General features: G+C 60.3%; 18 protein-coding genes. 15 read left to right on the plus strand and 3 right to left on the minus strand.

Annotated elements, in window-relative coordinates; all coding sequences use genetic code 11:
• Window positions 1-58: 58 nt before the first annotated feature.
• From IE111_RS04595 to IE111_RS04630, 8 genes are all read left to right on the plus strand, one after another.
• Complete coding sequence (locus tag IE111_RS04595) at window positions 59-1,297, plus strand: uroporphyrinogen-III C-methyltransferase (RefSeq protein ID WP_189607326.1); 1,239 nt, start codon at window positions 59-61, stop codon at window positions 1,295-1,297.
• On the plus strand, window positions 1,294-2,469 hold the full coding sequence (locus IE111_RS04600) for a heme biosynthesis HemY N-terminal domain-containing protein (protein WP_189607327.1): 1,176 nt from the start codon (window positions 1,294-1,296) through the stop codon (window positions 2,467-2,469). The genes IE111_RS04595 and IE111_RS04600 overlap by 4 nt, the downstream gene beginning before the upstream one ends.
• Entirely contained in the window at window positions 2,462-2,947 is a 486-nt protein-coding gene (gene msrC / locus IE111_RS04605) for a free L-methionine (R)-S-oxide reductase MsrC (protein ID WP_189607328.1), read from the plus strand. Before IE111_RS04600 ends, msrC begins: the two co-directional genes overlap by 8 nt.
• A 739-nt stretch (window positions 2,948-3,686) precedes the next feature.
• Window positions 3,687-4,934 carry an ABC transporter substrate-binding protein gene (locus IE111_RS04610; RefSeq protein ID WP_229805256.1) on the plus strand — a complete coding sequence of 416 codons (1,248 nt, stop codon included), beginning with the start codon at window positions 3,687-3,689 and terminating at the stop codon, window positions 4,932-4,934.
• Between the two features lie 207 nt (window positions 4,935-5,141).
• Entirely contained in the window at window positions 5,142-6,029 is an 888-nt protein-coding gene (locus IE111_RS04615; protein ID WP_189607330.1) for a carbohydrate ABC transporter permease, read from the plus strand.
• On the plus strand, window positions 6,022-6,900 hold the full coding sequence (locus IE111_RS04620; RefSeq protein ID WP_189607331.1) for a carbohydrate ABC transporter permease: 879 nt from the start codon (window positions 6,022-6,024) through the stop codon (window positions 6,898-6,900). The genes IE111_RS04615 and IE111_RS04620 overlap by 8 nt, the downstream gene beginning before the upstream one ends.
• Before the next feature lie 14 nt (window positions 6,901-6,914).
• Complete coding sequence (locus IE111_RS04625) at window positions 6,915-8,024, plus strand: ABC transporter ATP-binding protein (protein ID WP_189607332.1); 1,110 nt, start codon at window positions 6,915-6,917, stop codon at window positions 8,022-8,024.
• A gap of 339 nt (window positions 8,025-8,363) precedes the next feature.
• On the plus strand, window positions 8,364-11,327 hold the full coding sequence (locus tag IE111_RS04630) for an EAL domain-containing protein (protein WP_189607333.1): 2,964 nt from the start codon (window positions 8,364-8,366) through the stop codon (window positions 11,325-11,327).
• A 7-nt stretch (window positions 11,328-11,334) separates the two neighbouring features.
• Here the strand turns inward: IE111_RS04630 and IE111_RS04635 are convergent, their stop codons facing one another.
• Both IE111_RS04635 and argH read right to left on the minus strand, forming a co-directional pair.
• A complete protein-coding gene (locus IE111_RS04635; protein WP_189607334.1) occupies window positions 11,335-13,080 on the minus strand; it encodes a putative bifunctional diguanylate cyclase/phosphodiesterase in 1,746 nt (581 codons plus the stop codon).
• A 211-nt stretch (window positions 13,081-13,291) separates the two neighbouring features.
• Window positions 13,292-14,683, minus strand: a complete 1,392-nt coding sequence (argH, locus tag IE111_RS04640) for an argininosuccinate lyase (RefSeq protein WP_189607335.1) — start codon at window positions 14,681-14,683, stop codon at window positions 13,292-13,294.
• A gap of 609 nt (window positions 14,684-15,292) precedes the next feature.
• On the opposite strand from argH, the gene IE111_RS04645 reads away from it, so the two are divergent.
• The 5 genes from IE111_RS04645 (at window position 15,293) to IE111_RS04665 (ending at window position 22,064) form a co-directional block, all read left to right on the plus strand.
• Window positions 15,293-16,396: a sensor histidine kinase gene (locus IE111_RS04645; protein WP_189607336.1), complete on the plus strand. Its 1,104-nt coding sequence runs from the start codon at window positions 15,293-15,295 to the stop codon at window positions 16,394-16,396.
• Window positions 16,371-17,090: a LytR/AlgR family response regulator transcription factor gene (locus tag IE111_RS04650; protein ID WP_189607337.1), complete on the plus strand. Its 720-nt coding sequence runs from the start codon at window positions 16,371-16,373 to the stop codon at window positions 17,088-17,090. The genes IE111_RS04645 and IE111_RS04650 overlap by 26 nt, the downstream gene beginning before the upstream one ends.
• Window positions 17,091-17,242: 152 nt before the next feature.
• The gene (locus IE111_RS04655) at window positions 17,243-17,449 is read left to right on the plus strand and encodes a hypothetical protein (RefSeq protein WP_189607338.1); all 207 of its coding nucleotides are present in this window, start codon (window positions 17,243-17,245) and stop codon (window positions 17,447-17,449) included.
• A 135-nt stretch (window positions 17,450-17,584) separates the two neighbouring features.
• A complete protein-coding gene (gene glnE / locus IE111_RS04660; protein WP_189607339.1) occupies window positions 17,585-20,422 on the plus strand; it encodes a bifunctional [glutamate--ammonia ligase]-adenylyl-L-tyrosine phosphorylase/[glutamate--ammonia-ligase] adenylyltransferase in 2,838 nt (945 codons plus the stop codon).
• Window positions 20,423-21,065: 643 nt separating this feature from the next.
• Window positions 21,066-22,064 (plus strand): branched-chain amino acid aminotransferase, encoded by a 999-nt coding sequence (locus IE111_RS04665; RefSeq protein ID WP_189607340.1) that lies wholly within the window; start codon window positions 21,066-21,068, stop codon window positions 22,062-22,064.
• 55 nt (window positions 22,065-22,119) lie between these two features.
• Here the strand turns inward: IE111_RS04665 and IE111_RS04670 are convergent, their stop codons facing one another.
• Window positions 22,120-22,434 (minus strand): YhbY family RNA-binding protein, encoded by a 315-nt coding sequence (locus tag IE111_RS04670; RefSeq protein ID WP_189607341.1) that lies wholly within the window; start codon window positions 22,432-22,434, stop codon window positions 22,120-22,122.
• Window positions 22,435-22,518: 84 nt separating this feature from the next.
• Between IE111_RS04670 and rlmE the strand changes: the two genes are divergently transcribed.
• Window positions 22,519-23,139, plus strand: coding sequence for a 23S rRNA (uridine(2552)-2'-O)-methyltransferase RlmE (gene rlmE, locus IE111_RS04675; protein WP_189607342.1), 621 nt, complete (start codon window positions 22,519-22,521; stop codon window positions 23,137-23,139).
• 47 nt (window positions 23,140-23,186) lie between these two features.
• On the plus strand, window positions 23,187-25,133 hold the full coding sequence (ftsH, locus tag IE111_RS04680) for an ATP-dependent zinc metalloprotease FtsH (RefSeq protein ID WP_189607343.1): 1,947 nt from the start codon (window positions 23,187-23,189) through the stop codon (window positions 25,131-25,133).
• The last annotated feature ends 27 nt before the right edge of the window (window positions 25,134-25,160 follow it).

A 25,160-nucleotide genomic window follows, 5' to 3' on the forward strand; every position in this document is an offset into this window, starting at 1 on the left:
CCGGCCAAGCTTCCATCTTACACTGTGCAACCATCGACAGGCTCGAGACAGGACGACGATGACTCACCCAGACGATCAAAAACCGGACAGCGAACCGTCAACCGGTACCCCGCCGGAAGGCGCGGACCGGGTCGATACCCAAAACGACGGGGATTCGTCCCGTGATACCGAGTCCGAGCCGGTTGCGGACCATGTGGAATCCACCGATAAACCGCAACCAAGCCCATCCGAAAGCGAAGCCCGGACACCGCCGCCGCCCAAGCGCCCCGGGCGTACCAGTCGTCGCTCAAGCGGGCCCCGTCGCCCCTGGCTGTGGCCGTTGGTCAGCCTGATATTGCTCGCGGTCCTGGTGGCGGCTGGTTATTGGGGGGTTCAACAACTGGGGCGTTTGAACCAGAACTGGCAGAGCCTGACCCGCAACCAGGAACAACTGGTCGAGCAAGTGGACACCCTGCAATCCCGCCTGGGGCAATCCGAACGGGCTCGAGCCAATCTGGAGGATCAACTGCGCAGCGAACTCGCCGCTCAAGAGGAAATGCTGGTGGAAACCGCCCAGCGCCTGAGCCGCCGACAGGATCTGGAAGCCGATCGCTGGCCGCTGGAAGAAGCGCTCGCCCTCCTGCGTCTGGCCGAGCGACGTCTGCAGCTCGACCAGAACGCCGAGGTCGCGCTGCGCTTATTGAACGCCGCCGACCAGGTCCTGGCCGGCCTGACCCAGGCCGCCGTGTTGCCGGTGCGTCGGCAGATCGCGCAGGATCGTCTGGCATTGCAGTCGGTCGAGTCGCCGGACATCAACGGTCTTTATTTCCGCCTGGATGCCGTCCATGAAACCCTGGCGGCGCTGGACTGGACACCGGAAGACGCGGTGACACCCAAGGTTCAGCCCGATCCGGATTCCGCCTGGAAGGCCTTCGTGGACAGTCTCGGCAGTCTGGTCACCATTACCCGGCTCGATACCGCTTACCAGGCTCCTCCACTGCTCGACGATTTCGCCCGTTGGCAACAGCATGCCCTGCTGCTCGCCGAGCAAGCCCAGCTGGCGCTGCTCGCCGGCAACCAGGCCCTGTACGATACCGCGGTGCGGCAATTACTCGACCACTTGCAGCCGATGCGTGAAACCTTGAAGTTGCAGCCTGTCGTCGACGAACTGAATGCCCTGCACGACACCCGACTCAATCCCGACTGGCCGGATATCCACGGCAGTGTTCGGGCGCTCGAGGACTACATGGCCCGGGCCGAAACCGAAAACAGCGACTCGGACCCCTCCGACTCGGCTGAACAGGAGGGCACCGAATGAGCCGGATGGTCTGGAAAGTTCTGCTGTGGTTCGTGCTGCTGCTGGCGGCCGGCGTGCTGGCCCATTTCATGGTGCGCCACCCCGGTTACGTCATGGTCACCTGGGGCAACTGGATGGTGGAAATCACCCTGTGGGCGGCTCTCGGTGCCCTGGTGGTCACCCTGGCGGCGATTTGGCTTGTCTGGCGGCTCACCCGGGGGCTCAACCCGATTCGGCTGGCGCGGCAGTATCGCGATCGGCGCGATCGCAAGCTGGCGCGTGTCGAAACCGAAAAGGCGGTTAAAGCCTGGTTGCAAGGCGATGACGAAAACGCGTTGACGGCACTGGACAAGGTGATCAAAGCCGGTGGCTCCGAGCGGCTGCCGCGTGTGCTGACGCTGTTGCCGGCCCGGAACAGTGGCCAGTGGGAAGAGCGGCTGAACCGATTCATGGAAATCGACCCCGACCTGGCCGTGGCCGGCCTGGCCCTGCAGGCGGATCAACTCTGGCAGGCCGGTGATCGAACGGGATTCCTGGCCGGCATCGACCGGCACCCCGAATTGCTCGAGGTCAAGCGATTGCGGCATCGTTACTGGCGGGCGCTGATCGACGGCGGCCGGGCAGAAGAAGCCTTGATCAGCGTCGGCGCAACGCCGGCATTGAATCCTTCAGATCGGGAGCGCTGGCAACAGGAGGCCGGTTTGGCGCTGATCAAACAATGTCTCGACAACGATCAACCGGACTTTACCCGGCTGAAGACCATCCCCCGGAAGATTCGTCAGCAGCCTGCGCTGGTCGCCGCCGAAGTGCGTTGTCTGGCTCGACACGAAAAGCTGGACGACGCGTTCAAACTGTTGAAAAAGGCGTTGGACAGCCGGCCTGCCGACGAACTTGTCGCACTGCTGGTCGACTGTCCGTTCGACGCCCAACAGGCACTGAAACTGGCCGAGCAACTGGAAGGCCGACATCAGCGCAGCGCCACGCTCAGTTGGGCACTGGGTGTCCTGTGTAAACGCCAGTCCCTCTGGGGCAAGGCCGAAGACTATCTGAACGACGCCTGGCAACAGGACGATCGAGCCTCCATCGGGCTCGCCCTGGCACGGCTGTACGAATCCCGTCATCAAACCGAAAAGGCCCAGGCTATCTACAAGACCCTGGCCCAACGAACCAAAGGAACCTCCGACCTTGGCTGAATCACTGACCCTCGAACCCGGCGCCGATCACCGTCAACAATACGCCGACCTCCTGCCGCAGTTGAAGGGACTGGTCAGCGGCGAACCGGATCGTACCGCGAACCTCGCCAACCTCGCTGCGGCACTGCGTCAGGCGTTCGGCTTTTTCTGGGTCGGTTTCTATCAGGTTCAGGGCGACGAACTGGTTCTGGGGCCGTTCCAGGGCGACATTGCCTGTACCCGCATCGGTTACGGGCAAGGTGTATGCGGCGCGGCCTGGTCGGAAGCGACCACCCAGTGGGTACCTGATGTCGATGCCTTCCCGGGCCATATTGCCTGCAGCAGTCAGTCCCGCTCCGAAGTGGTGGTTCCCATTCTGGTCGACGAAGAGGTGGTGGCGGTACTCGATGTCGACAGCGATCAGCTGGACGGCTTTACCGAAGCCGACATCGAAGGCTTGCAGAGTGTCGCCCAACTCTGTGTAACCTTCTGGACATAGTTGCCCGGCCAACGTAACAAGGATGTTACATTGGCAGGCTCCGTCCGGGCTAAAGTGTTACCGTTCTCGTGTTACCCCCTCCTTTGGATGAACAATATCAGCGGCTCGCCAATGGGTTTGCCGTTGTCCATCCTCCCGGATCTCGGATCTCCGCCATTCCAAAAACCTTGCCTCCAATAAACCCGACCTCTTTCATTCAACCGGGAGAGGGGGTTCAACCAGAATGTCCTCTTTACCGCTTTTGCGGGTGATGTTTGGTGTGGAGTCGTTGGATTTCAGAGTACGGGATTCTACAGCGAGTGCCGGATGGCGGGGTATTCTCCATCGGGGATGTCTGAGGCATGGATGCCGAAGCCAAGCCCCCATGGACGGGTCTATGGCGACCCCGAGGGAGAATACCCCGCCAACCGGCACGGACCAAAGCCACGAAAACCAACCGAGCCACCAGAGACAAGCCACCAAACGTCACCGGAAGTAACACAGTAACATGCCAGCCAGCGCTGTGCGGCTGTAAGGCTTTGTTACGTTAGGTTGCCCTTCGAGACGTGCTTGGGGCGGTCGGTCTGACTAGAGTGAAAAGCGTTGGAATCAGCGAATTCCATCGAAGCACTGTCCAAACGGGATTCGGGGACGGAACGGTGACCAGGAGAACGCAGTCCTTGGCGCCGCCGAATAACAAACCCGGGTTTCGATCGAATTTGAGACTCTGTCACAACAACAAGAGAAGGACTGAGCAATGATGTTTAAGAAAACTCTGATGGCCATGGCATTGGGCGGCACCGTCGCCGCAACCGCGCAAGCCGGTGAAGTGGAAGTACTGCACTGGTGGACGTCCGGTGGTGAAGCTCGTTCCATCGCCGTGCTCAAAGAAATGGTTCAAGACGCCGGCCACACCTGGAAAGACTTCGCCGTAGCCGGTGGTGGCGGTGAAAACGCCTATACCGTATTGCGCTCACGCGCCGTTTCCGGCAACCCGCCGGCCGCAGCCCAGATCAAGGGTCTGGAAATCCAGGAATGGGGTGATCTCGGCTTCCTGGCAAGCCTGGAAGACGTGGCTAACGAAAACAACTGGGATCAGGTCCTGCCCGAGGTTGTATCGGACGTCATGAAACACGATGGCGATTACGTAGCCGCCCCCGTGAACGTACACCGCGTTAACTGGATGTGGGCCAACCCGGACGTGTTCGAAAACGCCGGCGTTGAAATGCCGACCACTCTGGACGAACTGTGGGATGCGGCCGATCAGTTGAAAGCCGCCGGTGTGACGCCGATCGCTCACGGCGGTCAGCCGTGGCAGGATGCGACCACCTTCGAAAGCATCGTACTGGCTGTCGGTGGCGCGGACTTCTTTGCCGATGTCTTCGTCGACCACGACGCCGAAGCCCTGGAAAGCGACACCATGACCCAGGCATTCCGTGAGTTCAAAAAGGTCAAAGACTACATCGACCGCGGTGCTCCGGGCCGTGACTGGAACGTGGCGACGTCCATGGTCATTCGTGGCGAAGCCGCCATGCAGTTCATGGGTGACTGGGCGAAAGGTGAATTCACCGCCGCCAACATGACGCCGGGCGAAGACTATGCCTGTCTGCCGTTCCCGGGCACCCAGGGCGAGTTCACGTTCAACATCGACTCGCTGGCCATGTTCAAGCAGCGCACTGCCTCCAACAGCGAAGCGCAGATGAAAATGGCTGAACTGGTGCTGTCTCCGGAATTCCAGGAAACCTTCAACCTGAACAAGGGTTCCATTCCGGCCCGTACCGATATGGACATGAGCGCGTTCGACAGCTGCGCCCTGGCGTCCATGGACACCTTCAAGCAGACCGCCAATTCCGGCGAAGGTCTGGTACCGTCCATGGCCCACGGCATGTCCACGACTTCCACGGTACAAGGTGCCATCTACGACACTGTGACTGAGTTCTTCAACTCCGACATGAGTGCCGAAGATGCGACCACTCGACTGGCTCGCGCCATCCGCGCCGCCCAGTAAGCAACCCAGGGTGGCTCGTTGAGCCACCCTCGGATCTGACAGCGATGGGGTCGCGCTTCCGCGACCCGTCGCTCTCCAGGCAGGCAGCTTGAAAAACAGCTCTTCAGCCTGCGGAACCGGAGCGAGACTTAGAAACTTGTTCTAGAGTTCCTCTAACACTGCGTTGAACTATTTTTCAATCTGCTTAAGTGAACGGACGGGAATAGTATGTCGGTATCAAACAAAAAGGGGCTGGATTACTGGCTGCCCAAGCTGGTGGTTTCGCCCACGGTCGCCATAACGGTGATCTTTTTTTACGGCTTTGTGATCTGGACGGCGGTGTTGTCATTCACCAAGTCCAGAATTCTGCCGCAATATGAATTTGTCGGTTTTGATCAGTATGTTCGTCTCTTTCTGAACGATCGCTGGATGGGCGCGCTGACCAACCTGCTTGTCTTCGGTGTGCTGTTCATTGCCATTTGCATGATCGTCGGTCTGATCATGGCGGTCCTGCTGGACCAGAACATACGGGCCGAGGGCGCACTCCGTACGATTTACCTGTACCCGATGGCGCTGTCGTTCATCGTTACCGGTACCGTCTGGAAGTGGCTGTTGAACCCGACCGTGGGCATTGAGCGATTCATACGAAGTCTGGGGTGGGACAGTTTCACCTTCGACTGGATCATCGACCCGAATATGGCGATCTACACCATTGTCATCGCCGGGGTCTGGCAGGCCAGCGGCTTTGTCATGGCGATTTTCCTGGCCGGTCTGCGCGGGATCGACACCTCGATCATCAAGGCGGCCCAGTTGGACGGTGCCAGTCTCTTCTCCGTCTACACGCGCATCATCATTCCGTCCATGCGTCCGGTCTTTTTCTCGGCATTCATCATGCTGGCGCACATTGCGATCAAGAGTTTCGACCTGATCATCGCGCTCACCGGAGGCGGGCCGGGTAATTCGACCGACGTACCGGCCATTTTCATGTACCAGTTTTCGTTCCAGCGCGGCCAACTCGGCATGGGTGCGGCTTCGGCCATCATCATGCTGATGACGGTGCTCGCCATCCTGGTGCCCTATCTGTATTCCGAATTGAGGACTCCGAAAAATGGCTAAAACGACCGATCCCCGTTATTCGCCGATTACCGGCCGGGCCATCCTCTATGGAGTGCTGATTGTTATCGCTCTCTATTACCTGATGCCGCTGGCGCTCATGGTTGTGACGTCACTGCGGTCCATGGACGAGATTCGTCTGGGGCAACTGATCGAATGGCCCGATGCGATCACTTTCGAGGCCTGGAAAATCGCCTGGAATGAAGCCCAGATCGGCGCCCGTGATGAACTGGGTCTGCGGCCTTACTTCATCAACTCCATCATCATGGTGATTCCGTCGGTGGCGATCTCCACGTTGTTGGGCGCGTTGAACGGCTATGTATTGAGCTTCTGGAAATTCCGGGGCAGCGAGTTGTTCTTTGCCGCGCTGTTGCTGGGGTGCTTCCTGCCGTTCCAGGCCATCCTGCTGCCGCAATCGCAGTTGCTGGGTTGGTTGGGCCTGACCGGCACCATTCCAGGCCTGGTGTTGACCCACGTTGTGTACGGGGTGAGCTTCACCACGCTCTTCTTCCGCAACTATTACGTCAACCTGCCGCATGAACTGATCAAGGCGGCCAAGCTGGACGGCGCCGGTTTCTGGATGATTTTCTTCCGCATCATTCTGCCGTTGTCCGCGCCGATCCTGGTGGTCACGGTCATCTGGCAGTTCACCCAGATCTGGAACGACTTCCTGTTCGGGGTGGTCTTCTCCGATCCCGACTCGCAACCGGTGACCGTGGGTCTGAACAACCTGGTCAACAGCGCCACCGGTGAGAAACGTTACAACGTGGATATGGCCGGTGCGATCATCGCCGCCCTGCCGACCATTCTGGTCTATGTACTGGCCGGTAAATATTTCGTACGCGGTCTGACGGCCGGTTCTGTTAAAGGTTAATTGGAGTTCGCAAGATGGCTGAACTGAATATCGACAACGTCTACAAAAGTTTTGGCGAGACCCACATCCTGAAGGGCATCAACCTGAGCATTCAGGACGGTGAATTCGTCATCCTGGTTGGTCCGTCCGGCTGCGGCAAATCAACATTGCTGAATTGCATCGCCGGTCTTGAAGAAGTGACGGACGGTCGCATCGTCATCGGCAAGGACGATGTCACCCACGCCGCGCCCAAGGATCGTGACATCGCCATGGTGTTCCAGAGCTACGCGCTCTATCCGAACATGAACGTGCGCAAGAACATCGCCTTCGGTCTGGAAATCCGCAAGATGCCGAAAGAGGAGATCGACGCGGAAGTTCACCGAGTCGCCAAGTTGTTGCAGATCGAGCCTCTGCTCGATCGCAAACCCTCCCAGCTCTCCGGTGGTCAGCGTCAGCGGGTGGCCATGGGGCGGGCCCTGGCACGTCGGCCCAAGACCTATCTGTTCGACGAACCGCTGTCGAACCTGGATGCCAAGCTGCGCGTGGAAATGCGCACCGAAATGAAGAAACTGCACCAGCGTCTGGGTACCACCATCGTGTATGTAACGCACGACCAGATCGAGGCGATGACACTGGCCGACCGGATCGCCGTGATGAAAGGCGGTGTTGTGCAGCAATTCGGAACACCGCAGGAAGTCTACGACGATCCGGCCAACATTTTCGTCGCCGGCTTCATGGGCTCGCCCTCGATGAACTTCCTGAACTGCGAAGTCACCGAGAGCGGAGGCAACTACGCCGTGCAGGTCGATTCGGAAGGCCGTATCTTCCAGCTGCCGATCGATCCGAAGCAGGCTGACCTCAGCCAATACCTTGGCAAGACGGTGATCCTGGGCATCCGTCCGGAGCAGATCACCCATGTCATGCCGCATGTCGAAGCCGAGCCCTTTGTCACCAAGGTGCCGGTCAAGATCGAGGTCACCGAACCGACCGGGGCCGATACCCTGGTGTTGGCTCGCATCAACGACCAGGAATGCGAGTGCCGGGTACACCCGACCGAGGCCGGCAAGCCCGGCGAGATGATGGAAATGCTGTTCAACATGAGTAAGGCCGTTTTCTTCGACCCCGAAACCGAAGAACGGTTGTAAGAACCCGGCCCGTCGCCTGGCGATGGGCCCGGCGAGGCCGTTCCGGCGGCCTCATCGCTCCCCCAAACGCGGGGAGCACCTGGCATACGACCCTCGTTTGCTCGTTTGGTAGGCAACCTCTTGGCGCGGCCCTCGGGCCGCGCTCTTTTTTACCGGGAACGCTCGCTTCCCGCAGGTCTTTCCGGCGGACGGCTCAATATCCTGACATTCCGGCCCGGGCCGACTAGACTGATACGACAGCGCTTCAGCCATCGAATGTTCCGGATGTCGGATTTGCCAAAGGTCCCCAACCATACCCCCTCTGTGTCGATCCCCCGTCTGCACGCGACTTTGGGTGACATGATCCATCGATTGCCCGTTGTGATCTACGAGGCGATGCCGTCACGGGTTCAAACCGATCTGTGGGTGTTGTCCTACGCCAACGACGCCTTGCTGACGGTCACCGGTTACCCGACCGAAGACTTTGTTGGTGAATACCCCGAACGGCACCTGTTCGCATTGATCCACCCCGATGACCGTGTACGCGTGGGCGTTGAGTACGACCGCTGCCGGACCACGCTGTCGATGGTGTCGCTGCGATATCGGCTCTTGCACGCGACAGACGGCTACCGCCTGGTCGAGGAACGTTCGATTTTCGAGCGGGATCCGGACGGCCGTTTGCACAGCTACGGGTGCCTGATCGATTCCAACGCGCCGGAACGGCAGCAGGAGTATCTGGCGGATCTGGACACCCGGTTGGCCCGACTCAACGCCGACGTCGCCATCGCCACCGGCCAGGAATTTCTGGAACACCTGTGCCGGCGCCTGTCACACCTGACCGGGGCACGTCAGGTCGGCATCTTTCGGGTGGAGCATGAACGTTATCTCGAATGCCTGGCCATTGTGCGCGACGGGTTGTTGCTGCCCCGGTACGGCATTCCGGTTGCGCAAAGCATCTTCAAACCGCTGGGTGCGCAGGACTCACTCGAGCTCTATCTGGATTCGAAAGACCAGACCTGGACCATGCTGGAGCACATCCACCACGTCACGGCCATTCGACTGAACAACCGACAACATGAATGGCTGGGTGTGCTGGCACTGGGCCACGATCATCCCATTGAACGCGACAGGACTCTGGATCGGGTGCTTGAGCTGTACTCGGACCGTGCTGTGACGGAAATCGAGCGACTGGGGCTCGAAGACCGATTACAGGAAAGCGAAAGCCGCTATCGGGCCTTTTTCGAAACGGCCGTGCAAGCCTCGGTGGTGGTCAATGTTCAGGGGCGCATCCTGGACCTGAATCGCGCCGCCCAGCAATTGTTCGGGCTCATATCCGAGACATACGATGCGCGCATCGAATTACAGGACATCTTCCCCCGCCAGCAGCCGGACGGCCGGTCTTCGCTCTATCACTTTCTGCATTACATCCGCCACTCCATACAGGGTCCGGTGCCGCCGGAGCGATGGCATATTCATCGGCTCGATGGCGAGGCACGCATAGTCACCGTTTACGCCGTGTCCACGGTGTTGAATCTCAGTGAACGGGTCTTGTTGACCTTCGAAGACATCACCGATCAGGTTCGAGCCGAACAGGAACTGCGTACCCAACACGCCTTGCAGAATGAACGACAGGGGCGGCTGCGTAATCTGGTGGCGCTGGCGACCGAACTGGAGCGCCAGCCCAGCCTGGGCGACTTTCTATACGAGGCGTGTCGTCAGCTGTACCGGCAGAGCGGTATCCACGAGGCCGCATTTTTCGAGCGGGAACAGGATCGCTGGCACTCGATGGCTAACCCGGCGCCAACCGGCGCGCCGCAACAGCACCGGGGTGCCGTCGCCCGGGCATTGCGCAGCGGTCAATCCGATTGGCGCCGGGATACCGGGCACTGGCTTTATTTTCCGCTGTTGGGCCGGGACGCGCCCCTGGCGGTGTTGGTACTGGGGTGTAGCCAACCGGTTTACGACGATCAGGAGTTCGTGTCTCTGCTGATGCAGACCATCAGTCTGTCCTTTGACAACCTGCTGCAGCGTCATACATTGCGTCAGCAGGCCATGCGCGACAGCCTGACGGATCTCGGTAACCGGGCTCAATTGCATGAGTGGATCCGCGAGTCACTGGCACAGGATCCACGCCAGACGGCCAGTCTGTTGCTGTTCGACCTGAACCGGTTCAAGGAAATCAACGACAGCCTCGGACACCATTTCGGCGATCGACTGCTGTGCGAGATCGGCCCCCGGGTCCGGTTGGCCCTCGATCGGGACAACAATTGGGGCATTTGCCGCCTCGGTGGCGACGAATTCGCGGTCTTCCTGCCCCGCATTCGTTCCGAGAAGGCTTGCCGTCTGGCCGAAGACATCAGCGAGCATCTGCGCCGGCCTTACGTGATCGATGCATTGCAGTTGCAGGTGGAAGCCAGTATCGGCATTGCCCACTATCCGGACCAAGGCAACGACGGTCACGAATTGCTGCGGTGTGCCGACGTGGCCATGTATGCCGCCAAGCATGCCGGTCGTTCCCTGGTCGAGTTCGAATCGGCCCTGGATGCGAATACACCGCAGCGTATCGCGGTCCTGTCCGAACTGGATCAGGGGCTGCGCGAGGGACACCTCTGGGTCGCCTATCAGCCGGTGATCAGCGCCAGTGACGGCCGCACCAAGGGGTTCGAAGCCCTGGTGCGATGGCAACATCCCGAACTGGGAGCCTTGTCACCCGCCGAGTTCATCCCGATCGCCGAAATGGGGCAGGGCATCCATCGCATCACCGAATTCGTGTTGCATACCGGGCTGGCCGCGCTCGCGAACTGGCGCCGGCGCGTGCCCGATCTCTATATCGCGGTCAACCTGTCATCGCGGGTGTTGCTGGATCAAAACCTGCCGCGCAACATCGAACGCCTGCTGCGCGAGCACGGCCTGCCCGGCACCGCCCTGGTGCTGGAACTGACGGAGAGCACCTTGCTGTCGGATCCGCTGCGTGCGGTCGATATCATCAATGAGCTGGCGGCCATCGGTATCCAGGTGGAAGTGGATGATTTCGGGACGGGCTATTCGTCGCTCGCCTATTTGAAATCGCTGCCGATCCAGGCGCTCAAAGTGGATAAAAGCTTTGTCGCCGACTTGTTGCTCGACCCTCACGATCGGATCATCGTCGAATCGACGATCAAGATGGCCCATAACCTGGATCTGGCCACCATCGCCGAAGGTGTCGAAGACGAGGCGACCCTGATCGAACTGGTGAAAATGGGGTGCGATGCCATCCAGGGGTACTATTTTTCCAAACCCCTGCCGCCGGCCGATGTCGATGTCTGGCTGAAGCGGTACGAGTAAGGCGAGGTCAAGGGTCCAGCCTGAAAACGCCCTGTTCGCTGCGGTACCACCGTGACAGGTCGTCGGCGGAGGCCGGGCGTTGCATGAAATACCCCTGGGCCATATCGCACTCGATATCGCGCAGGTAACGATAGACGTCCGCGTCCTCGACCCCTTCGGCCACGACTTTCTTGCCCAGCTGGTGTGCCAGAGTGACCGAGGCATTGACGATGTGGGCTGTGGGACCGGTGGGCGACAGGGTTCGAATAAAGGACTGATCGATCTTGATGATCGAGACCGGCAGATCGTTCAAATAGCGAAGCGAAGAATACCCCGTGCCGAAGTCGTCGATGGACAGTTGAATGCCGTGGTCGGCCAGACGTTTCAGTTTGTCGATGCTGTGATCCAGATCCATCATGAAGGCGCCTTCCGTCACTTCCAGTTCCAGGTGTTGACCGGGCAGGTCGTGCTTTTTCAACAGATTCACAACGCTATCGACGAAGTTCGGCTGCATCAGGTTGTGAGTCGAGACATTGACCGCCACGGTCAATTCCAGGCCGTCTCGACGCCAGGCCACCAACTGGGCCAGCGCCGTATCCAGCGCCCAGGCGGTCAAGCGGTCGATCAGGGTGCTCTGCTCGGCCCGGGGAATAAATTTGCCGGGCGGAATAAAGCCCCGTTCCGGATGGTTCCAGCGCATCAGGGCTTCCACCCCGGTGATGCGGCCATCGGCCAGATTGATCTTGGGTTGGTAATGCAGTGCCAGTTGGTTGGTCAACAACGCCGCGGTCAATTCACCCAGCAGTTCAAGGTTTTCCCGGGTATGCAGCGTGTCCAGATCCGGTGTGAACCGAACCCGATGCTGAGACAGCGTCGAGGCGTTGCGCAATGCCATTTCCGCACGTCGGAGGTATTGTTCCGGCTCGACATCGAGTTGTGAGATATCGGCGTAGCCAATGCGGATATCACCATGAATGCGAATCTGGCCGAATGCATAGGGTTCGCCGCACTCCGCCGTGACATCCTCCAGTCGACGTTCCAGATCGGCATCGGTCGAGATGGCGATCAGAGCGGCCACCTGATGGGTATTGATGCGGTAGCAGCAATGACCCCGGTTCAGTTTGGGCCCCAGCCGACACGCCATTTGTCGAATGATCTCGTCGGTGATGTCCGGTCCGTGGGCCGCTTCCATTTCGGCGACGTTGTCGAGCGATATCACCGTCAGAGCGAGTCGTTGCCGTTGGCTGTCTCGCAGCCCCTCCAGGTATTCGATCAGTGCCCGCCGGTTGGACAGTCCGGTTACAGCGTCGTGGCGTAGCGCCCAGTTCAGATGCGCCAGGTAGTGGCGCGTGCCATCCCGTGCCACACCGCTCAGCAACCCCGCCAGGCCAAAGAAACCGGTGCGATACAACCAATTGAACAGTTTCTGGGGTTCCCCGGTTGCGACATCGATGGGCATGAAGGGGCCGAGAACGACACCGGCCAGCAGACCGATCAGAAGGCCACCGCGCGCACCGAGCAGAAAACCGCCGAGCAGGATGACCAGGTACATCGAATGGGAGTACACATACTTGATGCCACCGGTGGCATACACCAGGCTGTAAACGCCAACCATCAACACCATCAGCAGGGGGAGGGTGATCCACTGTAGGCGTTCCCAATGGCGTTCAAACCATTGGTAAAAAGCGACGGGATCGAACGGATTTATTCGGGATCGGGCTTGATTGGCTGCTGCCGCGCCTCTGTACAGATCGACACCCACATCGTGTCTCATAGGTTGAACGGCCTCCCTCTATGCGGTTGGACAGGATGACATCCATATGTCGGTATGCTCGGTTGGACATTGGGCCAGACCTGCGGACTACCCCGCACGGAGTACTGCGCCTTGATACATTCAGATTAGCAAAAGACCGGGGGATTGCCAGGCGGGGAAGGAGAAGGCGTGCGCCGGCTGGAGTCGCCGGCGCGGCAGGCCAGGGGAGACGTTACCCGCGTTCGGCCAGGCGAGTGCGAGCACGACCCGCCGCCGCCCGGACCTGGATCGGGGCCGTGCCACCCAGATGGTCACGCGCGGCCACCGAGCCTTCCAGCGTCAGTACCTCGAACACATCCTCGGTGATCGTCTGGCTGAATTGCTTCAACTCGTCCAGCGTCATCTCGCTCAGATCCTTACCTTGATCCAAGCCGTAAGCCACGCTCTTGCCCACCACCTCGTGCGCATCGCGGAAAGCCATCCCCTTCTTGACCAGATAATCGGCCAGATCCGTCGCCGTGCTGTAACCGCGAATCGCCGCCGATTTCATCACGTTGCGCTTGGCCTGAATATGCGGCACCATATCGGCGAAGGCGCGCAGGCTGCCGGCCAGAGTGTCGATGGTATCGAACAGCGGCTCCTTGTCCTCCTGGTTGTCCTTGTTGTATGCCAGCGGCTGGCTCTTCATCAGCGTCAACAGGCTGGTCAGATGCCCATACACCCGACCGGTCTTGCCCCGCACCAGTTCCGGCACATCCGGATTCTTCTTCTGCGGCATGATGCTCGACCCGGTGCAGAACCGGTCCGGCAGATCGATGAAATCGAACTGGGCCGACGTCCACAGCACCAGCTCTTCCGACATCCGCGACAGATGCATCATGATCAGGGCCCCGCAATGCGTGAACTCGATCGCGAAATCCCGGTCCGACACCGAATCCAGGCTGTTTTCCGTCGGCTTCTCGAAACCCAGCAACTCCGCCGTACGCGCCCGATCGATCGGATAGGTCGTCCCCGCCAGCGCCGCCGCGCCCAGCGGCATCTGATTCACCCGCTTGCGGCAATCCCGCAGCCGTTCGAAATCGCGCTGCAGCATCTCGTTCCAGGCCAGCAAATGGTGACCGAAGGTCACCGGCTGAGCGGTCTGCAGATGGGTGAACCCGGGCATGATCGTATCCGCCTCCTGCTCCGCCAGACCGACCAGACCCTGTTGCAAACGCGTCAGCTCCGCACCCAAACCATCGATCGCGTCGCGCACATACAATCGAATGTCCGTCGCGATCTGATCGTTCCGGCTGCGCCCCGTGTGCAACTTCTTGCCCACCGGGCCGATCTTCTCCGTCAGCGCCGCTTCCACATTCATGTGAACGTCTTCCAGCGCCACCGACCATTTTTGCCGACCGGCCGCTATATCGTCACGAACCGACTCCAGCCCCACCACAATCGCCTTGCGCTCCGCCTCGGTCAGCACCCCGACCTCGGCCAACATGGTCGCGTGCGCGATCGAGCCTTCAATATCGTGGCGATACAGACGCTGATCGAAATTAATCGACGCCGTGAATTCAGCGACGAACGCATCGGTCGCCTCAGCAAAGCGACCGCCCCAGGCGGCATTGGTATCGGACATGACGAGTCGGTTCCTTTCATGGAGTTCAGGAGCGGATTATAAGCGTCTGACAGGCTGTGGCTACGTCATGTTGGCAAGACTGCCTTTTTATTGGCGCAATACGGGAAAGACGGTCAGAGCCAATCGCCGGAATGAGTGCCCCGGTTTGCTTGTGGCGCGCCTCAATCTGGTGGCAGGAATCCGCACCCGCCACCGGGCATGCCCCTGACGGGTCGCTGCAAGTACCCGCAAGCGGGTCCAGCCTTCCAGCACAGCTGGAAGTCGTTCGGGCTGCGCGCGAAGCATGCTTCGCAGACGCTTGCCTCACCCATGTAAGCTCGGCGGTCCGCATCCCTGCGGACCGACGTCCCGCCAGGGGCATACCCGATGCCGGGTGCTCACCTACCAATCCTGGCCGTGGTCCCAGTTTCGTAGGTTGGATTAGCCGTAGGCGTAATCCAACGTTTGTTATTGTGGCATTCAATAATAGGGTGCCCCAGTCAAAGGTGGCACGAGGCAATCCACTGGCAACAGGTTACCTGTCCGGATTCCTGGCACGGACCCAACCTCGAAACTTGATCCGTAACCAACCACAGGCCAAACTGGACTCCGATCCAAGGAGACTCCCGTTTGACGAAGACCAAGCGTAAACCGACCCGAGCCAAACCCCCGCGCAACCAGTCCCTTATCCTGCCGGACCTCTGCGCCACCACCTCGGTTTTCTTTCTCGTCCTCGTCTCCGAACTCCTCGTGCTTGTCTGGGTCCTCCTGCAATCGGGCATCGACTGGATCCAACTCGGCTACATGAGCCTGACCGTCCAATGGATCGTCCTGCCCTCCGCCGCCATACTCTGCCGTCTGCGCCACTGGCTCGCCCGACGCCCCCTCTGGCAGGGCTGGCTGGTTGCCTTCGCCGCCGTTTCGACCGTCGGCTTCGTGGTCAGCCTCGCCGGCGACTGGATCGTCAAAGGCAGCTGGCAGGATACCGACGGCTGGCAGGTCCTGCGGCAAACGGCCGCCACCGCCATCATCGCCGCCTTGCTGTTGCGCTACTTCCAACTTCAGCAACAGGTTGTCGACCGCTCCCGGGCCGAAATGGCCGCCCGCGTCGAAGCCCTGCAAAACCGCATTCGCCCGCATTTCCTGTTCAACAGCCTGAACACCATCGCCGAACTGATCGCCACGCGGCCGGTCGAGGCCGAGCGCGCCATCGAAGATCTGTCGCGCCTGTTCCGGGCCAGTCTCCGGGAAGCCGGAACCTTCTGGTCGCTGGAAGAAGAACTGGCGTTGGTTCAGGGTTATCTGTCACTGGAGCAATGGCGTCTCGGCGACCGTCTCCGGGTGGTCTGGCGCACGCCCAAACCCACATTGCGCTGGTCGGTGCCGGTGTTGATCCTGCAACCACTGATCGAAAACGCCATCGTGCATGGCATTGCACCCCAGGTTCAGGGCGGTACGCTGATGATTGGTTGCTACCAGCGCGGTGAACGACTGATCATCGACATCGAAAATCCGCTGCCCGACAACAGCCCGACCGCGCAGGAAGGACGAGAGTCGAGAGGCAACCAGGTCGCGTTGAACAACATCCGTCACCGCCTGGCCACGCTCTACGGTGACGGATCGAAGCTCTACGCCGCGCCCGAAGAGCGCAGTTATCGAGTCCGGCTGACGTTGCCGGCCCGCCTGTACAACCCGCGTGAGGAATCGAATGAAAGTCTTGGTCGTCGACGATGAACCCCTGGCTCGCGAGCGGCTGATGCGGCTGCTGGAGTCGGAAGACACCGTGACCCAGTGTTTCAGTGCCGCCAACGGTCAGGAAGCACTGACCAGGATGACCACGGATCCGGTCGATCTGGTCCTGCTGGACATCCGCATGCCCGGCATCAGCGGGCTGGAAGTCTCGGAGCGGATGATGGAGGCCACCCAGCCGCCGGCGATCGTGTTTTGCACCGCCTACGACGACTACGCGCTCGACGCGTTCCGGGTCCAGGCCGTGTCCTATTTGCTGAAACCGGTGAAACGGGAGGACTTAAACCGGGTATTGCGTCAGGCCGGTCAACTGAACCGGGCCCAGTTGAATGCGCTCGGCGACCAGGACGCCGGGCCGGTGCTGACCTTGCAGACCGGGCGCGGCAAGGAACGGATCCCGTTGACGGACCTGTATTACTTCCGGGCGGATCAGAAATATGTAACCGCGTTGTGCCGCCAGGGCGAACGGTTGTGCGACCTGAGCCTGAAACAACTGGAGGAGCGCTGGCCGGACCATCTTGTCCGAGTGCATCGCAATACCCTGGTGCCCAAACAGAGGCTGGAGAAACTGAGTCGGGACAGCGAAGGGGGCTTCTGGCTGCGATTGCGGGGGCTGGAGGAGTCCTTGCCGGTCAGTCGTCGCTTCGCTCGGGAGTTAAAGCCGTTGTTCGAGGGTTAGTCGGCCCCGGTCGTGGTGTGTGTGTTGGAACTCCGGCTTCCCTTCCTTGGCGGCTTTTGGTATTAGTTTTCAGGTCGAAGGAGTTGCGACGCTGATCACAACGAATAAACCGAACGGCAAAGTGCCGATTTTCCCTGTAAAAGGAGCTGTCGATGACCGGTCACGAATCCGAACGTACGAAGGACGTACCACCCCCCTTGAACCATACATCCGAGAACCGAAAGTCGTTGCGCGAGCAAATGGCGAGTCAGGTGGAGGCCTATTTGGAGGCCGGAGGGCAGGTTGAAGTCGTAGAGCGCGGAAAACGCTCCGACCAGCCCCGCAAACCCAATAACCGATACGGCAGCCGGCCCATCTAGGCCGGGCCTTAATAGAACGCCTCCCGATCGATCCGGGTCCGGAATCGAGCGTGAATCGGTCGGGGGCGACGCTGTGCTTGACAGCATCACGGCCAGTGGCGAGCCTTGCGCTACTGAACCGAGTTGGAGTTTGATGTGACCGCACCCGCCGCCCTGCAATCCCTGTCCGAGACCCTGTCCCGAAAGCCGGTATTTCAATCGTTGAGCACCGGACATCAGTCTTGGGTGATGAAGGCGGCCCTGTGCAGCCCCTGGCTGTGGGAATGGCTGGAGACCCGGGAGGATTGGCAGGCGTTGCTTGAAGCGGCGGCCGAGCCGGTGGATCCGGATCAAGAGCTGGCTGGTCTGGCCGAACACTGGGCGCTGGACGATGAAGCCCGGGTGATGTCGGACCTGCGGCAGTGGCGCAACTGGCATATAGCGCGCTTGATCGTTCGGGATGCCAACGCCTTGGGCGAGGTGAAGGAGACCGCGCGAACGGTGTCGGATCTGGCCGACAGCGCCATTACCCGGGCACTGGACTATGCCCATCGACTCTGGGCCAGCCAGTGGGGCGAACCCGGACCGTCGGAATACGGCGAAACGCATCAGCGCCTGGTGGTGATGGCCATGGGCAAACACGGCGCGCGGGAGCTGAACCTGTCGTCGGACATCGACCTGATATTCGCCTTCCCCAGCACCGGAGAAACCGAAAACGGCCGTAGCCATGAGGAGTTTTTCACGCGGGTCGGGCGCAAACTGATCCAGTTGCTGGACACCCGCACACCGGACGGCATCGTCTTCCGCGTCGATATGCGCCTGCGCCCCTGGGGGCAGAGCGGCGCCCTGGTGAGCAATTTCACCGCCATGCACAACTACTACAGTCAGCAGGGTCGGGAATGGGAGCGTTTCGCAATGGTCAAGGCCCGCCCCCTGACCGGTGCGCCGGGCGCCCGTAAAGCCCTGGAAGCCGACCTGAGCGGCTTCGTCTATCGCCGCTATGTCGATTTTCACGCCCTGGGCGCCTTGCGCAAGCTGAAAGGAATGATCCAGAAAGAAGTCCGGCGCCAGCAGTTGGAGAGCAACATCAAGCTGGGGCAGGGCGGCATCCGGGAAGTGGAATTCATCGCCCAGGCGTTCCAATTGATCCGCGGTGGCCAGGATTATGCCCTGCAGACCCGGGGCACCTGGCCGGTGTTGGACATTCTGGAGCAGCAGGGATACCTGCCCGGTGGCGTGGTCCATGAACTGGCCGACGCCTACAGCTTTCTGCGCGATCTGGAGCACCGCATCCAGGGTCTGCGCGATGAGCAGACACAACGCCTGCCGGGCGACGAAACCAATCTGGCCCGACTGGCTTGGTCGATGGGGTTCGACGACACCGAAGCCCTGCTCGACCGGCTGGACGCTCACCGCCAACGGGTGCACTACCACTTCCAGCAGGTGATTGCCGAGGATGAAAACGATGGGCAGCGCGTCGATGAAGATCTGGCGGCGTTCTGGCAATCGCCCGACCGAATCCCGGAAGCGCTGCCCGAGTCCGTGGCCTTTGAGATCCGCGCGTTTAAAGAAGAGCCGGCCGTCCAGCGGCTCAAAGGCCAGGCCCGGGACAATCTGGACCGGCTGATGCCGCTGCTGCTGACCGAACTGGCGCGGATCAAACGTCTGGAGGGCGGCTTTTCCTGTCTGCAACCGATTCTGGAAGCCGTATTGCGGCGCACCGTCTACTTCGTTCTGCTGGCCGAAAACCCCGATGCGCTGCGCCAGCTTTGCCGTCTGGCACCCGAATCCCCCTGGATCGCCACCCAGCTCCAGCAAAAACCCTACCTGCTCGACGAACTGACCGATCCGGACACCCTGTATCGCCTGCCGAACCGGGTCGAACTGATGGACGAGCTCCACCTCGCCCTGGTGCGGGTGCCGGAGGATGACCTGGAGCAGCAGATGGAAGTGCTGCGCCATTTCCGCCACGGTCGCGTACTGCGCGCGGCGGCGTGCGAGGTCACATCGATGTTGCCGCTGATGAAGATTTCGGACTATCTGGTTCGCGTTGGTGAGGTCGTGGTTGAACAGGCGCTCGCGCTGGCCTGGCAGCAAATGGTCGCCAAACACGGCCGGCCCAGCCGCGATGACGGCGACTGGTGCGAGCTCGATTTCGGCGTTATCGCCTACGGCAAGATGGGCGGGCTCGAACTGTCCTACGAGTCCGATCTCGACCTCGTCTTCGTGCACAACGCCGCCCTCCAGGGCGAAACCGAAGGCCCCAAGGTCATCGACAACGTCGTCTTCATGGCTCGCCTTGGCCAGCGCCTGATCCACCTGCTCAGCACCCAGACCCCGTCCGGCATTCTCTACGAAGTCGACTCCCGGCTGAGGCCCTCGGGCAAGTCCGGTCAGCTGGTCACCCGCCTCGGTACCTTCGAGAAGTACCAGAACCGCGACGCCTGGACCTGGGAGCACCAGGCCCTGGTCCGCGCCCGCTACATCGCCGGCGACGCCGATCTGCAGCAGGACTTCAATGCGGTACGCCGTTCGATACTGCAACAACACCGGGATTCCGCCACCCTGCGCGACGAGGTGGTGCAGATGCGCAAGAAAATGGTCGACCACTTGTCCAGCGAGGCGACATCGCCCAAAACCGGGGAGGCGGTGTTCAACGTCAAGCACGACCCGGGTGGCATAGTGGACCTGGAATTTCTGGTCCAATATCTGGTTCTGGCCAACGGCGAACACTACCCGGAGGTCACCCGCTGGTCGGACAATGTCCGCTGTATCAAGGCCCTGCACGAGGCCGGCATCCTTTCGGAAGCCGACCGCGACACCTGGCTCGACGCCTACATCACCCTGCGCGAGCAGGTCCACCACGCTCTGCTTGCGGGGACTTCCTCAACCGTACCCCTGAACGAACTGACCCCGGAGGTCAATAAAGTCCGCGAATACATTCAGGAACAGTGGCGCCACTGGATGGGGGTCGAGTCCCCGGCTTCTTTCTAGCTCTATGATCCTGCCTGTCGTTTGGCTGGGTGCCTCCGTTTGGTATGGCTGAGTCGGCCTGAGTGCCAGAACCCGTGCCAACCTCCGGGTGTACTCTTCCAGGGACCGCTGTGAACCCTTCCATGGGCGCTTAACTTCGCCATCCATGGCTCAGATGTCCCTTTCAGAGTACACCCGGAGGCAGGCACTGACACTCAGGGGTTAAATCCAATACGAATTCCCTAAAACACTATTTAACTACCCTCTTCTTGAAGCTTCGAAGAAAAAAGTGTTCGAACGATGTTTTGGGATGAAAATGGATATGGTGGTAAGAAGACAGTGCCCGAGGCCCGGGGTGCTCTGGAGGGGACATCTGAGGCATGGATGCCGAAGCTAAGCCTACATGGATGTATTCACGGCGGTCCCCGGAAGAGCGCGCCGGGCATCGGGCACGGGCCAATGGCACTTAAGCTGGCCCAGCCGTGACAAACCGAGGCACCCAACTGAACGACTGGCACTAAAGCATCCGCAGAATCCAGAACACCACGTTGCAATCAAGGCAGAGTGGGAGAGTAGAGAGAGGGTGGTGCTTTGTCATACAATCGAGGCAACCTCAAGTCACCCGGGGTTCGGATCTGCCGGACCCCCGTAATGGGAAACTACGATGTCCGCATTTGGTACAGTTTTCATGCCCGAGATGGCATTGGCACGCTTCGAAGACAATCAGTGGACGCCCACCGAATTTGTCCCCTCCGATTCCCTCACCCTGCACCCCGGCGCTCACGTACTGCACTACGCCAGTACCTGCTTCGAAGGCCTCAAAGCCTTTCGCCATGCCGACGGCTCGGTCAACATCTTCCGGATGGACGCCAATATCCGGCGCATGGAGCAAAGCACCCAATTGCTCAATCTGCCGGCGTTCGATCAAGCTCAACTGCGTGAGATGATCATCGAAGGGGTTCGGCGGTTCGCCGACCAGGTCCCCGACGCCCCCGGTTCCATGTACATTCGACCCACCCATATCGGGACCGATGCCGCCATCGGCAAGGCGGCGGCACCGTCCGAAAACTCGTTGTTGTACGTGTTGCTGTCGCCCGTCGGCGATTATTTCGCCGGTGGCGGCAAGGCGCTGACCCTGCTGCTGGAAGAGAACGGTATGCGCTGTGCGCCCCACATGGGGGTGGTCAAAAGCGGGGGGAATTACGCCAGTGCGCTGGGGCCGATTCTGTCGGCCAAGGCGGAGTACGACGCCGATCAGGTGCTGTTCTGCCCGAACGGCGACGTTCAGGAGACCGGGGCGGCGAATTTTCTGTTGATCGATGGCGATGAAGTGATCACCAAGGGGCTGGACAGCACCTTTCTGCATGGCATCACGCGGGATTCGATCCTGACCATTGCCCGGGACATGGGGATGACGGTCAGCGAACGGGATTTGACCGTGGATGAGCTGATCGAACGGGCATCGAAACCGGGCGCGGAGGCGGCTCTTTCGGGCACGGCGGCGGTGCTGACACCGGTCGGACGGTTGATTCGTCACGGCAAGGTGATCAATGTCGGCACCGAACAGACATTCGAGAAGACGGTCAAGTTGCGCCGGGCCCTGAACGAGGTTCAGTGGGGCCAGGCGGAAGACAAGCACGGCTGGCTGACGCCGGTGGCCTGATGCGCTGGGCGGAGACGGCGGCACTGCCGACCGTCTTGCGCTCGGTGGCCGCTCGTTACAGCTGCTGGTAGCGCACCAGGTTGGAGAGCTTGGGGTTGGGTTTGTCGGCCTTGCGCAGCAGCAGGGCGACCCGGCCGATGGACTGGACCAGGGTGGCGCCGGTTTCCGCGCACATCTCGTCGATCAGGGCGGTTTTTTGAGCACGGTCGGCCACATTGACCTTAACCTTGATCAACTCGTGGTCGTTCAAGGCCCGTTCGATTTCCGCCAGCACCGTTTCGGCCAGTCCTTTTTCCGCCACGGTGACCAGTGGATTCAAATGGTGACCAATGGCCCGGTAGCGTTTTTTCTGTTCCTGATTCAAACTCATCGTAAATCTCTGACTCGGTCGCTTGCAAAACGCGCTATTGTACTTTAGAACACGCTCGCTGATACAGACTCCCCGAGGATTTCCGTGGCCCGATCGAAAAGCAGTCACAACTGGCTGCAGGAACATTTTGACGATCAATACGTGCGCAAGGCCCAGCAGGACGGGTTCCGCAGCCGTGCCAGCTATAAGCTGATCGAGTTGATCGAGAAAGACAATTTGATTCGCTCCGGTATGACGGTGGTAGATTTGGGCTCGGCACCGGGCGGATGGTCGCAGGTGGCGGCCCGGGCCGTCGGTGATGAGGGCCGGGTCATCGCGTCCGATATCCTGGAGATGGACCCGGTCGCGGGGGTCGAATTCATCCAGGGGGATTTCACCGAAGACGAGGTGTTTCAGGCGCTTCTGGCCAGCATTGGAGAGCGTCCGGTCGATCTTGTAATCTCCGACATGGCCCCCAATATGAGCGGTATGTCGGCTGTCGATCAACCGGCGGCCATGTATTTGGTGGAATTGGCTCTCGACATGGCCCAGACTATCCTGAAACCGGGTGGGGGCTTTGTCGCCAAAGTATTTCATGGGGAAGGTTTTGACGAGTACGTCAAAGGCGTCCGCCAACAGTTTTCGCGCGTAGTGATGAGGAAACCGAAGTCCTCGCGCGCCCGCTCCCGGGAAACATACCTGGTCGCTCAGGGGTTCCGGGGTTAAGCGAACTAGCAGCGCAGCTGCTCTTTAAGGGTAAAAAGTTAAACGATATGGCTAAAAATCTTGTTCTCTGGCTGATCATCGCATTTGTGTTGCTGGCCGTGTTCCAGAATTTCGATATGGCTCCGACCGTCGAGGAAGTCAGCTACTCGCGCTTCGTCCAGCAAGTGGAGCAGGACCAGGTGCGGTCGGTGACCTACCAGGGCTTGACCATTCAGGGCGAGCGGCGCGACGGGTCGACCTTTACGACCGTTCGGCCACCGTACGTCGACGATTCCGAGCTGATCGACCAGATGATCGAGCACAACGTCAACGTCGAGTCCAAACAGCCGGAGCAACAAAGCATCTGGACCCAGCTGTTGGTCGCCGCCTTCCCGATTCTGATCATCCTGGCCGTGTTCATGTTCTTCATGCGGCAGATGCAGGGTGGCTCCGGTGGGGGCAAGGGCCCGATGAGTTTCGGCAAGAGCAAAGCCAAGATGCTCGGCGAGGACCAGATCAAGACCACTTTCGCCGATGTGGCCGGCGTAGAAGAGGCCAAGGAAGACGTTCAAGAACTGGTGGAGTTCCTGCGCGATCCCGGAAAATACCAGCGTCTGGGCGGCAAGATTCCGCGCGGCGTTCTTATGGTGGGCCCGCCGGGTACCGGTAAAACCCTGCTCGCCAAGGCCATCGCCGGCGAGGCCAAGGTGCCGTTCTTCTCGATTTCCGGCTCGGATTTCGTCGAAATGTTCGTCGGTGTGGGTGCGTCCCGTGTTCGCGACATGTTCGATCAGGCCAAGAAACAGGCGCCTTGTATCATCTTTATCGACGAATTGGACGCCGTGGGCCGCTCCCGGGGCGTTGGCATCGGCGGCGGTAACGACGAACGTGAACAGACGTTGAACCAGTTGCTGGTGGAAATGGATGGCTTCGAGGTGAACGACGGTGTCATCGTCATCGCCGCCACCAACCGTCCGGACGTTCTGGATCCGGCCTTGCTGCGTCCGGGTCGCTTCGACCGCCAGGTCGTGGTCGGCCTGCCCGATATTCGCGGCCGCGAACAGATCCTGCGGGTGCACATGCGCAAGGTGCCGGTGGCCGACGATGTCGAAGCCGCTGTCATCGCGCGGGGCACGCCCGGCTTCTCCGGTGCGGACCTGGCCAACCTGGTCAACGAGGCCGCCCTGTTCTCCGCTCGTCTGAACAAGCGTGTGGTGACGATGGAGGAGTTCGATCGGGCCAAGGACAAGATCATGATGGGCGCCGAGCGCAAATCCATGGTCATGTCCGAGAAAGAAAAGATCAATACGGCCTACCACGAGTCCGGCCACGCCATTATCGGTCGACTCGTACCGGAGCACGATCCGGTGTACAAGGTGAGCATCATCCCGCGCGGTCGGGCTCTGGGTGTGACCATGTATCTGCCGGAGGAGGATCGCTACTCGATCAGCAAACGCCAGTTGGAGAGCCAGATCTGCAGCCTGTACGGCGGCCGTATCGCCGAAGAAATGACCAACGGCCGTGACGGTGTGACCACCGGCGCATCCAACGATATCGAACGGGCGACCCAGCTGGCGCGCAACATGGTCACCAAGTGGGGCCTGAGCGATCTGGGTGCGCAGCAGTTCGAGGAAGAGAATCAGGGCTATCTGGGCAACCAGTCTCAGATGGTTCAGGTGTCTCCGGATACGGCCCAGGCGGTGGATAACGAGATCAAGAAGATTCTGGATCGGTGTTACAAAACAGCGTTCGATCTGCTCGAAGAGCATCGCGACAAGCTGGAAGCCATGAAGGACGCCCTGATGGAGTATGAAACCATCGATGCGGACCAGATCGACGACATCATGAACGGTCGCAAGCCGCGTCCGCCGCGGGGCTGGAACAGCAGTGACCACACCGGTGCCGGTGGTGGTGAAGCGCCGGCGGCCGATGAAGGGGCCGACACTCAGAAAGAACCGGCCGATGCCAAGTCCGGCGACGGTGATCTGGATCGGGACGGACAAACCGAGCAGTAAGGTCACCGATTCGAGAGTTTAGAACGG

Source organism: Saccharospirillum salsuginis (genome assembly GCF_014651855.1).
Taxonomy (GTDB): domain Bacteria; phylum Pseudomonadota; class Gammaproteobacteria; order Pseudomonadales; family Natronospirillaceae; genus Saccharospirillum; species Saccharospirillum salsuginis.

Coding starts and splice junctions, on each gene's coding strand:
- IE111_RS04595 (WP_189607326.1), top strand. CDS start 59: ATGACTCACCCAGACGATCAAAAACCGGACAGCGAACCGTCAACCGGT.
- IE111_RS04600 (WP_189607327.1), top strand. CDS start 1,294: ATGAGCCGGATGGTCTGGAAAGTTCTGCTGTGGTTCGTGCTGCTGCTG.
- IE111_RS04610 (WP_229805256.1), top strand. CDS start 3,687: ATGTTTAAGAAAACTCTGATGGCCATGGCATTGGGCGGCACCGTCGCC.
- IE111_RS04615 (WP_189607330.1), top strand. CDS start 5,142: ATGTCGGTATCAAACAAAAAGGGGCTGGATTACTGGCTGCCCAAGCTG.
- IE111_RS04620 (WP_189607331.1), top strand. CDS start 6,022: ATGGCTAAAACGACCGATCCCCGTTATTCGCCGATTACCGGCCGGGCC.
- IE111_RS04625 (WP_189607332.1), top strand. CDS start 6,915: ATGGCTGAACTGAATATCGACAACGTCTACAAAAGTTTTGGCGAGACC.
- IE111_RS04630 (WP_189607333.1), top strand. CDS start 8,364: ATGATCCATCGATTGCCCGTTGTGATCTACGAGGCGATGCCGTCACGG.
- IE111_RS04635 (WP_189607334.1), bottom strand. CDS start 13,080: ATGAGACACGATGTGGGTGTCGATCTGTACAGAGGCGCGGCAGCAGCC.
- argH (WP_189607335.1), bottom strand. CDS start 14,683: ATGTCCGATACCAATGCCGCCTGGGGCGGTCGCTTTGCTGAGGCGACC.
- IE111_RS04650 (WP_189607337.1), top strand. CDS start 16,371: ATGAAAGTCTTGGTCGTCGACGATGAACCCCTGGCTCGCGAGCGGCTG.
- IE111_RS04655 (WP_189607338.1), top strand. CDS start 17,243: ATGACCGGTCACGAATCCGAACGTACGAAGGACGTACCACCCCCCTTG.
- IE111_RS04665 (WP_189607340.1), top strand. CDS start 21,066: ATGTCCGCATTTGGTACAGTTTTCATGCCCGAGATGGCATTGGCACGC.
- IE111_RS04670 (WP_189607341.1), bottom strand. CDS start 22,434: ATGAGTTTGAATCAGGAACAGAAAAAACGCTACCGGGCCATTGGTCAC.
- ftsH (WP_189607343.1), top strand. CDS start 23,187: ATGGCTAAAAATCTTGTTCTCTGGCTGATCATCGCATTTGTGTTGCTG.